Below are 15,533 nucleotides of genomic sequence, written 5' to 3'. Positions count from 1 at the left end.
ACCCCGCCCGCCGGGCCCGCAAGCCCGACTCCCCCGGCACCGCCTGGCGGTCCCACCACCCCGGCATCCGGGGGGCCGACGGTGGCCTCCCCCGCCGATCGTTCGGCACCGGGCAAACCCACCCCGGGGGTCGGCGGGCAGTCTGGTGCGTCGCTGGCCGGCAGCATGGGGGCCGGGAGCACGGCCGGTGCGGGCGCCGGTACGGCTGCGCGGCGCCTGGCCGAGCATCAGGATCTGCAGCGCAAGGTGGCGGCGGTGGCCCGCCAGGCGCCGAACCTGGCCTGGGCGGTCGGCCTCCGCGACGACGAGACCACCACCGTGCTGGCCACGGACCTTGCCGGCGGCTGGATTCCGCCCGCGGTCAAGCTCCCGCCCGGACTGACGCTCCTGAAACCTGCTCACCGTCGCCGTGAGATGAGCGCGGTCGATCTGTTGGGCGCGGTGATCGCTGCCGCGGCCCACCAGCCGAACACCTACGTCACTGAGGCCGGCCCCAACGATCCGATCCCTGGCAGTGGGGAGCGCGCGCGCTATGGCCAGCACGTGGACGAACTGGGACCCACACTCATCGACGTCACCGGCACCAACGACCGTTTGCCGCGGATCGTGCAGACCGTGGCACGCGCCGTGGCACGCAGGTCAGGTGTCGCCGACAACGAAGTCGAGCTGTTTCGGCAGGTAGTCGCCGATACACAGGCGCGGGTACTGTCGGCCTATCCCCAGCATGCTCCTCGGGATGTGGCCGATTGGATGCTGTTGGCGGCCATCGACGCCCTGATCGACGGAAGCGAAGAGCTCGCCCGCTACCACCTGGCGTGGTATCTGGCAGTGCAGCATGGAGGTGTTTCGCCATGACAGACGACTTCGTCCGGCACTACGGCGCGGACTTCTTGCACATCGCACTTTCTCAACCACCGACCCCGATCCCACCGGGCCCGGTCCATGCGGGCGGCACTTCTCCCGTCGACGCCACGATGGCGGCCTTCGGGGCCGCGACGAATCTGAACCTGGTCGAGACCAACACCGAGCTTGCCAACGATCACCGGGACCGCACCGGACATGCCGCCGACGCCGTACGCAAATTCGGCGAACACGAGGCCGACGCGGCGTCGAAGTTTCAGAGCGTCGCCGGGGAGGCCACCCCCTCCATGGCGCCGCAGCAGCAGCTTCCCCAGGACGCCATGGGTGGGGCGATGCAAGGCGTCAACAGTGCGATGCAGGGCATCACCAGCGCGCTCAGCGGAGCTCTGGGCGCGGTGACCAAACTTCCTCAGGGACTGATGCAGGCCGGCCAGGGTGCGTTGTCGCCGCTGATGAGCGCGGCGTCCTCCCTGGGCAAAGGCGGCCTGGGCGGCGCCACCCTGGCTTCAGAACTCGATCCCGAACCCGGCTTGGGTGCCGGCGACTTCGGCTCCGGCGGCAGCGGCGGCGGGCTGGGTCTGGGCACCACTCCGGCCAGCAATCTCGGCCCACCGCCAGTGCCGGGGACATCAACGCCAACCACCCCCGCCAGTTCTATGACCAGCAGCGGCGCTGCCGGTACCGCCGGCGGTGCGCCCAGCGCAGGTGGAGGGGGTGGCGGGATGATGCCGATGATGCCCGGCGGGGCGGGCGCCGGAGGCAAGGGCGGCAAAGACGACAAGGCCGACGCGAAGCGGATCGCCGCGCCCGGCGTGCCCAACGGTCAGCCGGTCAAGGGCCGGACGACGGTTCCGCCCAACGTGCCGGTGACAAGGTCCATCGCAAAGGATGTCGGACTTCCTGGCATCACTCCGCTGAAACGCATTGTGGACAAAGAAGATCCGTCGAAGTGACGGTGCAGTCTGCGTCAGTTCAACCGCTCGGAAATCATGTGCGTCACAGTCTCTGCGATCTGATCGGATCGTGGAATCCCTTGAACCACGACATCAATCAATGTCGACGATGCTAGGCGATACACCACACTCTGCGAATTTTCGGGGAAAACCAGGGAAACCGTGGACGGGTCCAGTCTGTTCAGAGTGAAACCGTAGAGCCTTGCGTGCAGCGCTGCACAGGCGTCGACGGAAGAGATAAGCCTTTCAAATTCACTTCTGGCCATGCCCTCGCTGGGGTAAATTCCGATCCCCTGCGCAACAGTAGCTATGGTGCTGATTTCTCCACCAACGGCCGTGTAAGTCACGGCACGAAACTGTGACCAGTTATTCCCGAAAGCATCCTCGAGGCCGAAAACCGGGCGGCACTGGTCCGGGCTACGCGAATGCTCCTGAAACGACGGGGGTGCGTCCATCACAGGTTGCGCTGTCAGGTCGTCGCGGTCAGTGATGCGCCGGACATCGTCCAGGCCCACGATGACCGCGTCGGGGTCGATGCCGGGCACCGCGTTGACACCACCGGACTGGCAGCCGACAAGCCCCGCGGCCAGGCAGCACGCGACCGCGAACGTCCGAAACCAGGTGAAACAATTCTGGTGAACCACGCTAATTCTCTTTCCGAAACAATTGGGCCGGGCATGGTCATCGAGTCGCGGAGGCCGGGGGCGGCGGCACATCCATCGTCACGCCGTAGGTCAGAAATTTGGCAGACAAGACCAGAGTCTCGTCATACAATTCTTGCGCTTCCAGATTATATTCCGCCACGGCCGCATAATTTTGGGGATTAGGAGGGCTGGCATTGTGCGCGGAAATTTTTATGCTCAGTTCCGCCAAATCCTGATACAAATCGTCAAGTGATTCAGTCGCCGATGGTTGATCATCGGGGCCAACCTTTTGCTTCATGCCACCCGCCGAGTACCGCCCCGTCAGCGCCTGCACCTGCGCCGCCCGCTGCCGGCTGTCGGCCGCCGCATCGGTCACAATCTTGTGGATCTCCCGGGTCTTGCCGGCCAGATATACCTGGAACTGACGCGCGCCGGCTGGGGTATTCCGGGCCGGCCAGGAGGCAGCGGCCGCACGGATCTCGCTTTCCAGCGCGTCCAGCCGCGCCCGCGACTGCAGGTTGTGCTGGTGGGCGCCGCGCAGCATCCCCTCGACAGACCGATCGAGCTCGACCGTCGTCGCCAACCGCTGCCTTAACTGCTCCTCGCGCACCCGGGCAGCCTCAGCGAACGTCCCCACCTGGTCCGGCATAGTCCACAAGGTACGCCCGCCAGACGCGATCGCGTGTTCACAAGTGACTGGTTACCGCTGGCCAACGCCAGTAATGTCGTCGCCGTGCGCTTTGTCGCCGCAGGGGGCGGCGCTGCATCACCGGGCGTGCGTCGTTAGGGGTAGCAGAGCATGCCGCTGAGCCTGTCGAACCGGGACCAGAACTCCGGTCACCTGTTCTACAACCGACGACTGCGCGCCGCCACCACCAAGTTCTCGGTGCGGATGAAGCACGACGACCGCAAGCAGACCGCCGCGATCGTGCTCTCCATCGTGTTGATCTTCATCGGCATGGGCTGGATGCTGCTGCTCAACGTGCTGCGGCCGGCCGGAATCGTGCGAACGTCATCGATCGTCGGCGATCGCGACTCGGGGGCGATCTACGCGCGCATCGACGGACGGCTGTACCCGGCGCTGAACATCACCTCGGCACGGCTTGCGGTGGGCCACGCGGAAGTACCCACCTGGGTCAAACCCGCCGAGATCGCCAAGTACCCCACCGGCCCCATGATCGGCATACCCGGGGCCCCCACGTCGTTGGTCGCCAACACCGGCGCCCCGTCGTCCTGGGCGGTCTGCGACACCGCGGGCTCCGCGCGCCGCGCCGAACCGCCCGTGGTCACCGCGATCGCGGGCGCACTGACCCCCGGCCGCTCCGCCCCCCTGCCCGCGGGCGCGGCCGTGCTCACCCGGTTCCAGGGCGCCACCTACGTCATCTGGGGTGGCCGACGATCCCAGGTGGACCCCGCGGACCGGGCGATCACGTTGAGCCTCGGCATCGACCCGGGCGCCACCGCCCCGGTGGAGATGTCGCGGGCATTGTTCGACGCCCTGCCCAGCACCGAACCGCTGCGGGTGCCGGTGATCCCGCTGGCGGGCACGCCCTCCCAGTGGGTGCCCGGATCTCAGGTGGGCGCGGTATTGGAGACCCGGACGGTCGGCAGCGGTTCACAGTTCTACGTGTTGGTGCCCGACGGGGTCCAGAAGATCACCAGCTTCGTGGCCGATCTGATTCGCAGCGCCAACTCGTTCGGTTCGGTCGCGCCCCTGGTGGTCAGCCCGGACAAGCTGGTCAACATCCCGGACGTGAGCACGCTGCCCGTCGAGTATTACCCCAACAGCAGGCTCAGATTCGTCGACACCGCCGCCGACCCGACGACGTGCGTGGGATGGGAGAAAGCCCCCGGCGACCGGCAGGCCCGGGTCACTGTCTACAACGGACGGGGCCTGCCGGTATCTCCGGCGATGGACAACCGGATCGTCCGGCTGGTGCGCGATGACCGCAGTCCTAACTCCGTGGTGGCCAACCAGGTCTTGGTAATGCCGGGTGCCACCAACTTCGTCACCTCGACCAGCGAACTGCTCGAATCAGATTCCCGCGAGACCCTGTTCTGGGTGTCGCCCAGCGGCGTCCGCTTCGGTATCGCGGCAGAGAGCGAGACCCTGCGGGCTCTGGGCTTGGACCCCGGCTCGGCGCAACAGGCACCGTGGCCGCTGCTGCGCACCTTCGCCGCCGGCCCAGAACTGTCTCGGCATGCGGCACTGCTGGCCCGAGACACGCTGCCGTCGGCGGGCGCGGTGCAGCCGGTGGTCCCCAACAACCAGCAGGGCGTCCCGGGAGGGCACTGACCGATGTCCAAGCGCGCTTTCGTTCCGGTCCGTCTTCGAGTTCCCGAGCCCAAGCCGGTCCGGGTCGCTCCCCGGGCACCCGATGCCCTGCCGGAACGCGAGCCCCGCAACCTGTGGGTGATGATCGGCATGCCTGCGCTGGTCGTCGCGCTGATCGGCACCATCGTCATGCTCTACGTCTCCGGTGTGCGCAGCTTGGGCTCGGGCATGTTCCCGATGGTCGGCATGGCCGGCTTGGCCATGCTGATGTTCTCGGGGCGATTCGGCCGAGCCCGCAAGATCAGCTGGGGCGAGCAGGAGAAGAACCGGCGCAGCTACCTACGCGCCCTCGACGCCGAGCGTGACGAGATTCAGAAGGCCGTGTGCGCCCAGCGCACTGCCCAGGAGTCGGTGCACTCTCACCCCCAGGGGTTGGGCGCGGTCATCGGCGGACCGCAGATGTGGGAACGCCGCCGCTCCGACGTGGACTTCCTCGACGTGCGCGTGGGAGTCGGTGTGCAACACGCCCCGGACTCGGTGTTGTCGGTGCAGTGGCCGGAGATCCCGATCGACGAGGAGTTGGAGCCGGTCACCGGCCAGGCGCTGCGCGACTTCATCCTCGAACAGCGCAAGATCCGCGACATCGCGAAGGTGGTCAATCTGCGGTCCCGGCCGGGATTCAGCTTCGTCGGTGAGGATCTCGACGGGGTGCGATCGCTGCTGCGGTCGATGCTCAGCGGACTGGCGGTCTTCCACAATCCGCTCGACGTCAAGTTGATGGTGGTGACCCGCCATCCCGAGCTGTGGTCCTGGATGGTCTGGCTCCCACACAACCAGCACGACGAGCTTTTCGACGCCTGTGGCTGGCGGCGCCTGGTCTTCACCAGCCCCACCGACCTTGAGATGACGCTCGGAGCCGACCTGCACATGAAGGGCAAGCGCGGCGCGTGGCGGCCTCCGTCGTCGCCGAGCCCCACCACCATGGGATCGGCGTTGGAGACCGGAGGTGACGGCCACGATCTCGGCCCGCACTGGGTGATCGTCGACGACAACACCGGCAGTCCGGAGGCGTGGGAAAGCGTTGTCGGTCGGGTCGGCAAGGAAGGCATCACGGTGCTTCGGGTGGCGTCGCGGCTGGGCACCGGCGTCGGGTTCGCCCGCGATGAGATCTTCGAGGTGCTCACCGACCCTCGGCGAGACGGTCGCGAACTCCGCGAGGCGCCACGGGCGATGCTGCGTGCCGGCGGCCGGTTCTTCGCCCACGCTGACCAGCTGTCGGTGCCCCGCGCCTACCGCTACGCCCGTGCCATGGCGCGCTGGTCGCCGACGGCCAGCGTCGATGTCACCGACGCGGGCAGCGGCGCCCTCGAACTTCTCCGCGCGCTGGGAATCGACGACGCCCGCGAGCTGAACGTGGACCGGCTGTGGGCCGAACGGCGCAGCCGCGGTGACGAACGGTGGGCTGAGATCCCGGTCGGGGCCAAACCCAACGGCGAGTTGCAGAACGTTGTACTGCGCGCAAAAGACTTCGGTGGCTTCGGCTTTCACTCGGTGGTGATCGGGACCAGTGGGTCGGGCAAGTCCGAGTTCTTCCTGTCTCTGGTGTACGGCATCGCGCTGACCCACTCGCCGGAGACCTTCAACGTGATCTTCGTGGACATGAAGTTCGAGTCTGCGGCCCAAGACATCCTCGGCATCCCGCACGTGTCGGCCGCACTGTCCAACCTCGGCAAGGACGAGCGGCACCTCGCCGAGCGGATGCGGCGTGCCATAGACGGTGAGATCGCGAGGCGTTACCGCCTCTTCAACTCCGTCGGTGCGCGCGACGCCAACGACTACGAGGAGATCCGACTGGCCGGCCGCGACCTGGAGCCGGTACCGATCCTGCTGGTGGTGATCGACGAGTACTTGGAGCTGTTCCAGAACCACCCGAAGTGGATCGACCTGATCATCCACATCGGGCAAGAGGGCCGCGGCGCCAACGTCTTCTTCATGCTCGGCGGTCAGCGCCTGGATCTGTCGTCGCTGCAGAAGGTGAAGTCCAACATCGCCTTCCGGGTGGCGCTGCGCGCCGAGTCGGGAGACGACAGCCGCGAAGTCATCGGCTCCGACGCCGCCTACCACCTGCCGTCGAAGGAGAACGGCTTCGGTCTGCTCAAGGTCGGACCTCGGGACCTGGAGCCGTTCCGATGCTTCTACCTCTCGGCGCCCTTCGTAGTCCCCAAACGCAAGAGCTCGACGGGCAAGACCCTCGACATGACCCTGACCAAGCCGCGGCTCTATACCTGGCAGTACCAGCCCCTGGACGAAGCGGACGCCCAAGCGCTACAGGATATGTCGGCCACCGACGCCGAGCCCGACGAGTTCCTGCTGCACGCTGACGGCTTCAAGAAGAAGAAGATCGTCGACGTGCTGCGCGAGTCCCTGATGGCCGCAGACCGCACGGCACCCCACCTGCCGTGGTTGCCCCCGTTGGAGATCTCCGAGCCGGTCGATGAACTGGTGGCGCGGTATCGGGGCAAGCCGTGGCACGTCGACTACGGCCGCAACCCGGGACTGGTGTGGCCGCTGGCCGTCAAGGACATCCCCGAGGACGCCCAACAGCTGATTCACTGCGTCGACGTGTTGCGCAGCAACATCATGGTGGTCGGGGCCAAGAGCCGAGGCAAGACGACGACGTTGATGACGCTGATGTGTTCGGCGGCGCTGATGTATTCCCCGGCGCGGGTGACGTTCTTCTGCGTCGGCGGCGCCACGCTGGGTTATGCCGAGACCCTGCCGCATGTGGCCGACATCGTCTCTCCGGCCGACCGCGAGGGTGTGGAGCGCACGGTGGCGACCATGGCCGCGCTGATCAGCACCCGGCAGGACACCTTCCGCCGCGACAAGATCGACATCAACGAATTCCGGGAGCGCCGTTTCGGCGCCGGAGGCGACAGTCTCGCCGGCACCGACCCCGGCGACCCCTACGGCGACGTGTTCCTGGTCATCGACGACTTCTCCGACCTGTATGCCGCCGACACCATGCTCGGCGACCGGATCATCGCGCTCAGCGGTGCCGGACCGGAATACGGCGTGCACCTGATGACCAGCGCGTCCGGCTGGATTCACGGCCAGCGCCAGACGTTGCTGCAGAACTCCGACGTGCGTATCCAGCTACGGCTGCAGAATCCGGGCGAGAACGAGATGGGTACGGCATCGCTGGACGCCCGCGACGCGGCCAAGCGCACCGTGAACCGGCCCGGTTTTGGGCTCACGGAGTCCCTGCACGAGATGCTCATCGGCGTGCCGGAACTGGCTGCCGAGGACGGCCTGCGGATCGGGACCCGCGAATTGGGGACCCGTGTCGCCGACGTCGCCGGCGTGACCAAGCACGCCACCCTCAAGCGGCTGCCGCCCGCGGTGGCCCTGTCGGAGGTGCTGGCCTACGACGTGGCCCAGCGTCCGCCCGTCCACACCGCCCCGTCCATCGCGTTCATGATCGGCGAGCAACACGATCTGCTGCCGGTGCCGCTGATGCTGTCCGAATATCCCGGGATGATGATTTTGGGGCGGGCCCTCTGCGGCAAGAGCGCCACCCTGGCCGCAATCGGCGAGGCGGTGATGGCGAGGTTCAGCCCGGACGAAGCCCAGATCACCATCGTCGACCCCAAGACCGGTCCGCTGCGTGACCTGCAGGGCGCCGGTTACGTCAACGCCTATGCCTACGACCAGGACGAGATCGACGAGGCGCTCACCGCGCTGGCCCAACAAGTCCTGCTCCCCCGGCTGCCGGCCAAAGGGTTGAGCCAGGAGGAGCTGCGTGCGCTCAAGCCCTGGGAGGGCCCGCGCCATTTCGTGCTGATCGACGACGTGCAGGACCTGCGGCCGGCCCAGATTCATCCGGCCAAGCCACCGGTGGGCGCAGCCCTGTGGAAGCTGATGGAGCGGGGACGCCAGATCGGGCTGCACGTGTTCACCACCAGGAATTCGTCCAACTTCGGGCAGCTGGAGATGGATCCCTGGGTCAAGACGCAACGCGCGGCCAAGGTGCCGACACTGTTCATGGACAACGACCCGCAGAACAAGGTCAATCGGATGGTGCGGGCGCAGGCGCTGCCCCCCGGCCGTGGCCTGTTGGTCAACGACTCCGAGGTGGAAGGTGTCCTGGTCGGCGTCCCCTCATCGATGATCCACAATTTCGAGCAGCAATAGCCGGCATTTACATAACTACGAACCGGTATTTACATCATGAAGTGACGGCGCGTTAGATCCGGTTTACGATCGACTCCGACCTGCCAACGTCGGCACATCCGCGATGAGGCATCGGGAGGGAATGTGTTCTCTGTAGAACCGGAAGCAGTCCTGGCGTCCTCGGGCGTCGAAGCGGGAATCACCGCCGAAACAGAGGCGGCTGCCGCATCGGCCAGCCCGGCACTGCTGGGCGTCCTGCCCATGGGCAACGACCCGGACTCTGTGGCGTTCCACGCCGCGCTGCTGGCCTCCGGCAGCGAATACCTGGGCATCGTCGCCGAGCATTCCGCCCAGCGCGGATTGTTCTCCGGCGCGCAAGCCACCGCATCGGGTGTTTACGGAGCCACCGAGGCACTGCGAGCCGCCACCGTCGCGCTCGGCGGCTAATCCGTGGCCGACCCGGGGTGGGCCGCCCGCACACCGGAGACCAACGACATGTTGATCAAATCCGGCGCGGGCATTCCGACCATGCTGACCAACGGGGCGGCATGGACGGCACTCGGTGTTGCCCACCACGCATCGGGAATCGCCTCGGCGATCAACACCGCGCTGACCTCGATCGGCTGGGTCGGCGCCGGTTCGGAGGGTTCGGTTCTCAACGCGACCCTGCTGAACGTCGCCCTGCACGGGCTGGCGGGCTGGGTGGACGTGAAGGCGCCCATTGTGGCGGCGGCGGTCGAGGCCTACCAGCTGGCCTACGGAAGCATGCGCACCACCCAGGAGTGCGAGGCGAACCGGATCGAGACCGCCACTGACTACGGGATCAACCCCTCAGTTCTTGGGGCGTTGACACCGCGCATCACCTCACTTGAATTTGAGTACTTCGGCCTGTTCTGGCCCAACAACGCCGCGGTGGGGGCGTCCTACGGGGCCGTGCTGACCGCGCTCACCTCGAGCCTCACCGTCCCGGCGCCGGTAGCCGGTATGGGCGCGTCGCCCGCGGCCCCGGCCGCAGCGGCCAGCGCCGTGGGCCAAGCCACTTCCCAAGCTGCGGCGGGGGGAGCCATGCGCGCCGCCTACACCGGTACCTCCGGCGCAACCAACGCCGCCGGACAGGGCGCCAACGCCGCTCAAGGCATGGGCAGTCAGATGAGTTCGATGCTGGGACCGGTCCAGCAGATCGGCTCGTCACTGATGCAGGCACCTCAGTCGTTGATGCAGATGCCCCAATCGATGATGAGCCCGATGCAGTCGTTGATGGGCATGTTCATGAACCCGAGCATGCTTGGCGGAGCGCTCAATCCCGCGGGGGCAGGCGGCGTTCCGGCCACGGCGATGTTGGCCAACGCCACGGCCACACCGGGCGCGGCGGGCTTCGGTGGCGGGGGTGCGGGCGCACCCATGTCGGCGTTCACCCGTCCCGTCAGCGCTTTCGAGTCCGGCGGCGGCCGCCCGGTGGGATTGCGCCCCAGCGGAGCGCTGGGTTCCGTCGAGTCTCAGCGAGTGACCACAACCAGCGCCGGAGGGATGGGGGGCATGCCCATGGCCCACGGCGCCGCGGCGGGAGGAAAGGGTCCGGGCGACCGGTCCTCAGAGCGCGCCCACACGGTACGAGTCGTCGATGACCGGGTTTGACCTGTGCTTTTACTGAAACCGGGGTGAATCGACACATCTGAAAGGAGCAAATACACTACCGCCAGCTACATCCCGCCGAACCCGGGGGGTTGTTCTACAACCGAGGAGGAAACGATGGCAGCCATTGTCGTCACGCCCGAACTGATGCGGAATACCGCATCGAAGTTGTCGCAGCACATCGAACACGCGCAGGCCATCGCGAACCAGTACCTGGCCGACCACGAGAACATCCTGGGTGCAGCGACCTGGGACGGCGGCGGCGCGAAGGCCTCCTATGCCACGGCCGCGCAGATCCATGAAGACATGCAGAAAGTCCTCATCGGTGGCACCCGTCTTACCGAGGGCCTCAACCAGGCCGCCGCCCTGATGGAGTCCCACGAGTCTCAGTCCGCGCACGCCTTCCACTCCCTGTTCGGCGGACAGTCCGCCTAACCCCCGACCTCCTTGATCGAAAGGACAACGATTCCCATGGCTTCAAGTGACGGCATTACCTACCATCCCGGCGCCGTCGGCGATCACGCTCACGGAGTGATCAGCAACGCCGGCACCCTCGACCAGATCCACGCGGACGCTCACCAGCTCACCCAAATGCTGACCGAGTACTTCGCCGGACACGGCGCCACCGGCTTCTTCGACGCGCAGGCCCAGATGCTGTCCGGCCTGCAGGGCCTGATCGAGACCATCGGCCACCACGGTTCCACGATCGGCTCCGTGTTGGACGGTGCCATCTCGACCGACGAGACGATCAAGTCGCTGTTCTGATCGACCCCGATCGTCATCGAGGTGGGGTGTCTGCTGACGAGCGGGCGCCCCACGTCGTGTGTCAGGACCGGCCACCACAGACCACCGGTAAGGCGAGGATGACGTGCTGACGACGACACTGGACGGCCTCTGGGTTCTCCAGGCCGTCACCGGGATCGAAACTCTCTGCCCGGAACTGGGACTTCGCCCGCTGCTGCCCCGCCTGGACACCGCCGAGCGAGCCCTGCGCCATCCGATCGCCGACGATCTGGCCGAGATCGGCGTGCTCGACGGCAGCGGCGAGGCCGATCCCATGGTCCGGGAGTGGCTGACCGTGATCATGCGCCGCGACATCGCGCTCATGCTGAATCTGAGCTTCCCCGGTGATCCCCCGCGCATGACCCGCGTTTCGATCAGCCGGTTCGCCTCGTGGTGGGTGGTGCTCGAACGCTGCGACCAGGAGGTGCGGTTGTATCCCGCCGGCAGTGCCACCGACCAGGCCGCCGCCGGGGAGCTCCTGGTAGGCCAGGTCGAGCGGCTGTGCGGCGTCACCGAGGCCGCCCCACTGCGGCCGGTCACCCTGGAGACCAAAGAGCTGCTGGACCGCGTTCGCGATCAGGACAGCCTGCGCCGCTACCTGGCGTCCCAACAGCTCGACCTCGACCAGCAGCAGACCGTGGCTATGGCGGCCGATCCCGCGGTCTCCGGGCTGGCCAACATCGTCGCTATTCAGCCGGGCGCAGGTCCCGAGGAGCTGGCCCGCATGGCGATCGGGGATACCGCGGTGCTGATCTCGGACACTCCGGCGGGCCGAGTCTGCGTGGAGAATATCGACACCGGCGGCCGCCGCTTCCAGATCGTTTCCCCGGGGACGCGGGCCGATGTCGCCCAGGCGATCCTGCGACTCATCGCTCGACTGCCCGCCGGGGCCGACTGGCATTCACATCGGCGCGTTGTATGACGGGGAATTGAGCCGTTTACCATTACCTTGCATTACTGTCCACCGGAAGAATCGTTGCAAACACGATATCCGCAGCCGTGTTAACATCACGCACGTGACCAGCCCATGGAATAGTCAGAATATGCCTGACGAAGGCGCATCCGGGCGGTGGGATCCGGCATCCGGGCACCGCTACCGGGATTCCGTATCGGACTCCATGCGCATTTCCGACCTAGCCACGCCCCGCAAGATTCCCCCCGGTTCGGGTTGGCGCAAACTGGTCTATCTCGCCTCGGCGAAAGTCATTAATCCGGGAGAATCTCCGCGCGAACGTCATTACCGCGATCTGCGCAATAGAATTCGTCGGCATATCCGGCGCCAATACGTGATCACCCTGGTATCCGGAAAAGGTGGCACCGGTACAACAACCATGACCGCTGCTATCGGCAGCGTATTCCGGGAGTGCCGCCCAGAGAATGTGATCGCGATTGACGCTGTTCCCGGTTTCGGGACGCTCTCCGACCGTATCGATGAACACCCACCCGGTGACTACTCGGCGGTACTCAGCGACACCGATGTCCAGGGCTATTCCGATATCCGCGAACATCTCGGGCAAAATGCCGTCGGCCTGGACGTGCTGGCCGGCAACCGCACTTCGGATCAACTCCGTCCCCTCGTCCCGGCCATGTTCAGCGGGGTGCTGTCCCGTTTGCGGCGCACCCACAATGTGATCGTCGTGGACACCGCCGCAGACCTGGAGCATCCGGTCATGAAACCGGTGTTGGAGAACACCGACACGCTGGTCTTCGTCTCCGGGATCACCGCGGACCAGTCCCGCCCGGTGCTGCGCGCGGTCGATTACCTGGCGTCGCAGGGCTACCACGAGCTGGTATCACGATCCACGGTGATCCTCAACCACTCCGCGCCGGGCGAGGACAGCGCCGCGGTCGCCTATCTGACCGAACGGTTCAGCAAGACGGGCGCGACGGTGGAGGTCATGCCGTATGACGCCCATCTGTCCAAAGGCGGAATCATCGATGTCCCCAACGAGGTGAAGAAGAAAGCCCGGCTGCGGTTGTTTGAGATAGCCGCGGGCCTGGCTGACAAATTCGTGCCCGACACCGAAAGGTAAGCACGGTGACTTCCCCGACACCAGCCAAAGTCGCTTTTCCGGCACGCTGCGCAGTGAGCCTGGCCTACGACAAGCATCTTGTGTCGCAAGTCTTCCCCGCAGGAATTCCCGTAGAAGAGTTTTTCGAGGGAATGGTCGAACTACTCGACGAAGATCTACGGCATCACGGTTTCGACGGGGTGGCGCTCCCCCCGGGAAGTTACGAACTGCACAAAGTCAACGGCGTCCGGCTGGACATCACGCGCAGCCTCGACGACCTAGGCGTCCAGGACGGCGACACCCTGGTGCTGGTGCCGGTGGTGGGCGGAGATTCCTTCGAACCGCAGTACGAATCACTGTCGAGCGCCCTGGCGGCGACGGCCCGGCGGCTCGGCGCCCAACCCGAGATCCGTTGCCAGGAATGCGGACACAAGGCCGACGAGCAGACCGTGGCGCGGTTGCTCAAGGTGAAGGTCGATCGGATGTTCGCTCCGGTCACCGCGTTGACCGCCGCCCATACCGCGGTCGGGTTGATGGCGTTGGCCGTGGTGGTGCTGTCCGCGCTGGCGGTGCGCGCGCGGATGTTCAGCGACAGTTGGCTGCCCGCAGCTGCCATGACCGGATTGGGCGCACTGCTGACTCTCGGGGCGGCCATGATCCGACGGAACTGGCCCGCCCGTGATGACCTGTTCAGCGGGTTCGGCTGGCTCGCGGTTCTCGCGTTGTCCTGCGCGGCCTTATGCGCGGCACCCGGAGCGCTGGGCTCCCCCCATCTCATGATCGGGTTGACCGTCCTGGCGCTGGGCGCGATCGGCCTCAGCGTGCTGCTTCGCGCACAGACCGCGGTCGCCACCGCAATCGTGACGGGCGCGGGAATCGGCGGCGCGGTGGCCCTAGCCCGGATGTGGCATCCGGTATCTCCCCCGGTGATCGGTATCTGCACCCTGCTGGGGCTGCTGATCCTGCTGCGGATGTCTCCCACGATCGCCTTGTGGGTCGCGCGAGTCAGGCCGCCGTACTTCGGTTCGATCACCGGACGAGACCTGTTCGCCCGCCGCGCCAATATGCCCATCGACACCGTCTCCCCCGTGACGCCCGAAGATGGCGAGGACGACGAGGACGACCTGGTCGACATCTCGGCGCGCGGCGCGGCGATCGCGGCCTCGGCACGGCTGATCAACGCGGTGCAGGTCGGCATGTGCGTCGCGATCGCCGCGACGCTGCCGATCGCGGTCTGGATGGTCTTGACCCCCGGAGCACCGCGACAGCGTGGCGCGGTGGCGCTATGCGGGCTGGTGGCGGGCCTATTCATCACCCAGGGTCGGGGTTTCGCGGGTCGCGTTCAGGCGATAGCCCTGGTGGGTGGGGCCTGCGCGGCGGTGCTCACCGGAATCGTCAAATATGCGCTGGCCAGCCCCGGTGACACGCCTGCCGGATTTCTCTGGCCGGCGGCCGCCATAGCGGTCTTCGCGGGTCTGGGCGTGGCGGCCGGTCTGCTGGTCCCCGAAACCAAGTTCGTGCCGTGGATCCGGCTGGCGGTCGAATGGCTCGAGGTGCTGGCGTTCATCGTGGTGGGGGTGCTTGGCGCGTGGCTGGGAGGGCTGTTCGTGTGGGTCCGCAACTGAGTCGCCTGCGGGCCTGCGGTGCGTCGATCACGGCGGCGCTCCTGGTGGTGAGTCTGTCCGGCGGAGCGCCGGCCGCACAGGCCATCGAGCCGCCTTCGGTCGATCCGGCGCTGGTTCCCGCAGACGGGCCTCCCGGGCCGGACCAGCCGATGCGGCGCTCGAACTCCTGCAGTGTGCCGATCACGGTCGCCAACCCCGACGTGGCCCAGCTGGCGCCCGGATTCGACATGCTGGGCATCTCCACGGCGTGGCAGTACTCCACCGGTAATGGGGTCCCGGTGGCCGTGATCGACACCGGAGTCACCCCGAACCCCCGGCTGCCGGCCGTGGCGGGCGGCGACTACATCATGGGCGGGCCAGAGGGACTGGACGGGTTGCAGGACTGCGATGCGCACGGCACCATCGCCGCATCGATCATCGCCGCGGCCCCGCTGGGCGTGCTGCCCATGCCGCGGCCGATGCCGGAGGTGCCCGCCTTTCCCCCGCCGGCCGGACCGCCACCGAGTTTCGGTGTGCCGCTGCCACCGGCCGACGTGCCGGGTCCGCCGGCACGTCGGCCGGTGGCAGCGGCACAC

At 66.9% G+C, this 15,533-nt stretch carries 13 protein-coding genes and 1 pseudogene; 12 read left to right on the top strand and 2 right to left on the bottom strand.

Annotated features, from left to right (window positions below; genetic code table 11):
* Both BST15_RS19245 and BST15_RS19240 read left to right on the top strand, forming a co-directional pair.
* On the top strand, positions 1 to 855 hold an 855-nt coding region (locus tag BST15_RS19245; protein ID WP_165757145.1), incomplete at its 5' end, for a DUF5631 domain-containing protein.
* Positions 852 to 1,814 carry a hypothetical protein gene (locus BST15_RS19240; protein ID WP_052751551.1) on the top strand — a complete coding sequence of 321 codons (963 nt, stop codon included), beginning with the start codon at positions 852 to 854 and terminating at the stop codon, positions 1,812 to 1,814. The genes BST15_RS19245 and BST15_RS19240, both read left to right, overlap by 4 nt.
* 14 nt (positions 1,815 to 1,828) lie before the next feature.
* Here BST15_RS19240 and BST15_RS19235 read toward each other — a convergent pair whose 3' ends face one another.
* A complete protein-coding gene (locus BST15_RS19235; protein ID WP_052751526.1) occupies positions 1,829 to 2,458 on the bottom strand; it encodes a sensor domain-containing protein in 630 nt (209 codons plus the stop codon).
* A gap of 37 nt (positions 2,459 to 2,495) precedes the next feature.
* Positions 2,496 to 3,107, bottom strand: a complete 612-nt coding sequence (locus BST15_RS19230; protein ID WP_234708353.1) for a DUF4226 domain-containing protein — start codon at positions 3,105 to 3,107, stop codon at positions 2,496 to 2,498.
* A gap of 150 nt (positions 3,108 to 3,257) precedes the next feature.
* Here BST15_RS19230 and eccB point away from each other — a divergent pair, with 150 nt between their 5' ends.
* The 10 genes and pseudogenes from eccB to BST15_RS19180 all read left to right on the top strand — a co-directional run.
* On the top strand, positions 3,258 to 4,754 hold the full coding sequence (gene eccB, locus BST15_RS19225; RefSeq protein WP_046686483.1) for a type VII secretion protein EccB: 1,497 nt from the start codon (positions 3,258 to 3,260) through the stop codon (positions 4,752 to 4,754).
* Positions 4,755 to 4,757: 3 nt separating this feature from the next.
* Positions 4,758 to 8,927, top strand: coding sequence for a type VII secretion protein EccC (locus BST15_RS19220; protein ID WP_046191040.1), 4,170 nt, complete (start codon positions 4,758 to 4,760; stop codon positions 8,925 to 8,927).
* Between the two features lie 123 nt (positions 8,928 to 9,050).
* A complete protein-coding gene (locus BST15_RS19215; RefSeq protein ID WP_046191041.1) occupies positions 9,051 to 9,353 on the top strand; it encodes a PE domain-containing protein in 303 nt (100 codons plus the stop codon).
* 3 nt (positions 9,354 to 9,356) lie between these two features.
* Positions 9,357 to 10,541, top strand: a complete 1,185-nt coding sequence (locus BST15_RS19210) for a PPE family protein (RefSeq protein ID WP_046191042.1) — start codon at positions 9,357 to 9,359, stop codon at positions 10,539 to 10,541.
* A 114-nt stretch (positions 10,542 to 10,655) separates the two neighbouring features.
* Positions 10,656 to 10,973: a WXG100 family type VII secretion target gene (locus tag BST15_RS19205; protein ID WP_046191043.1), complete on the top strand. Its 318-nt coding sequence runs from the start codon at positions 10,656 to 10,658 to the stop codon at positions 10,971 to 10,973.
* A gap of 36 nt (positions 10,974 to 11,009) precedes the next feature.
* Positions 11,010 to 11,303, top strand: coding sequence for a WXG100 family type VII secretion target (locus tag BST15_RS19200; RefSeq protein ID WP_046191044.1), 294 nt, complete (start codon positions 11,010 to 11,012; stop codon positions 11,301 to 11,303).
* Between the two features lie 103 nt (positions 11,304 to 11,406).
* Positions 11,407 to 12,243: an ESX secretion-associated protein EspG gene (locus BST15_RS19195; protein ID WP_046191045.1), complete on the top strand. Its 837-nt coding sequence runs from the start codon at positions 11,407 to 11,409 to the stop codon at positions 12,241 to 12,243.
* A gap of 94 nt (positions 12,244 to 12,337) precedes the next feature.
* The gene (locus tag BST15_RS19190; protein ID WP_109370889.1) at positions 12,338 to 13,354 is read left to right on the top strand and encodes a MinD/ParA family ATP-binding protein; all 1,017 of its coding nucleotides are present in this window, start codon (positions 12,338 to 12,340) and stop codon (positions 13,352 to 13,354) included.
* Between the two features lie 5 nt (positions 13,355 to 13,359).
* Positions 13,360 to 14,958 carry a type VII secretion integral membrane protein EccD gene (eccD, locus tag BST15_RS19185; protein ID WP_083071115.1) on the top strand — a complete coding sequence of 533 codons (1,599 nt, stop codon included), beginning with the start codon at positions 13,360 to 13,362 and terminating at the stop codon, positions 14,956 to 14,958.
* Positions 14,943 to 15,533, top strand: a pseudogene (locus BST15_RS19180) (type VII secretion-associated serine protease); the annotation flags it as partial. The gene eccD and the pseudogene BST15_RS19180, both read left to right, overlap by 16 nt.

Origin of the sequence: Mycolicibacter arupensis (assembly GCF_002086515.1) — a bacterium.
GTDB classification, from domain to species: domain Bacteria; phylum Actinomycetota; class Actinomycetes; order Mycobacteriales; family Mycobacteriaceae; genus Mycobacterium; species Mycobacterium arupense.
Note: the sequence above shows the minus strand (reverse complement) of the source record. Positions and strands in the feature narration are given on the sequence as shown.

Excerpts from the sequence above, each read along its gene's own strand:
- BST15_RS19240 (WP_052751551.1), top strand. The coding sequence starts at position 852 with ATGACAGACGACTTCGTCCGGCACTACGGCGCGGACTTCTTGCACATC.
- BST15_RS19230 (WP_234708353.1), bottom strand. The coding sequence starts at position 3,107 with ATGCCGGACCAGGTGGGGACGTTCGCTGAGGCTGCCCGGGTGCGCGAG.
- eccB (WP_046686483.1), top strand. The coding sequence starts at position 3,258 with ATGCCGCTGAGCCTGTCGAACCGGGACCAGAACTCCGGTCACCTGTTC.
- BST15_RS19220 (WP_046191040.1), top strand. The coding sequence starts at position 4,758 with ATGTCCAAGCGCGCTTTCGTTCCGGTCCGTCTTCGAGTTCCCGAGCCC.
- BST15_RS19205 (WP_046191043.1), top strand. The coding sequence starts at position 10,656 with ATGGCAGCCATTGTCGTCACGCCCGAACTGATGCGGAATACCGCATCG.
- BST15_RS19200 (WP_046191044.1), top strand. The coding sequence starts at position 11,010 with ATGGCTTCAAGTGACGGCATTACCTACCATCCCGGCGCCGTCGGCGAT.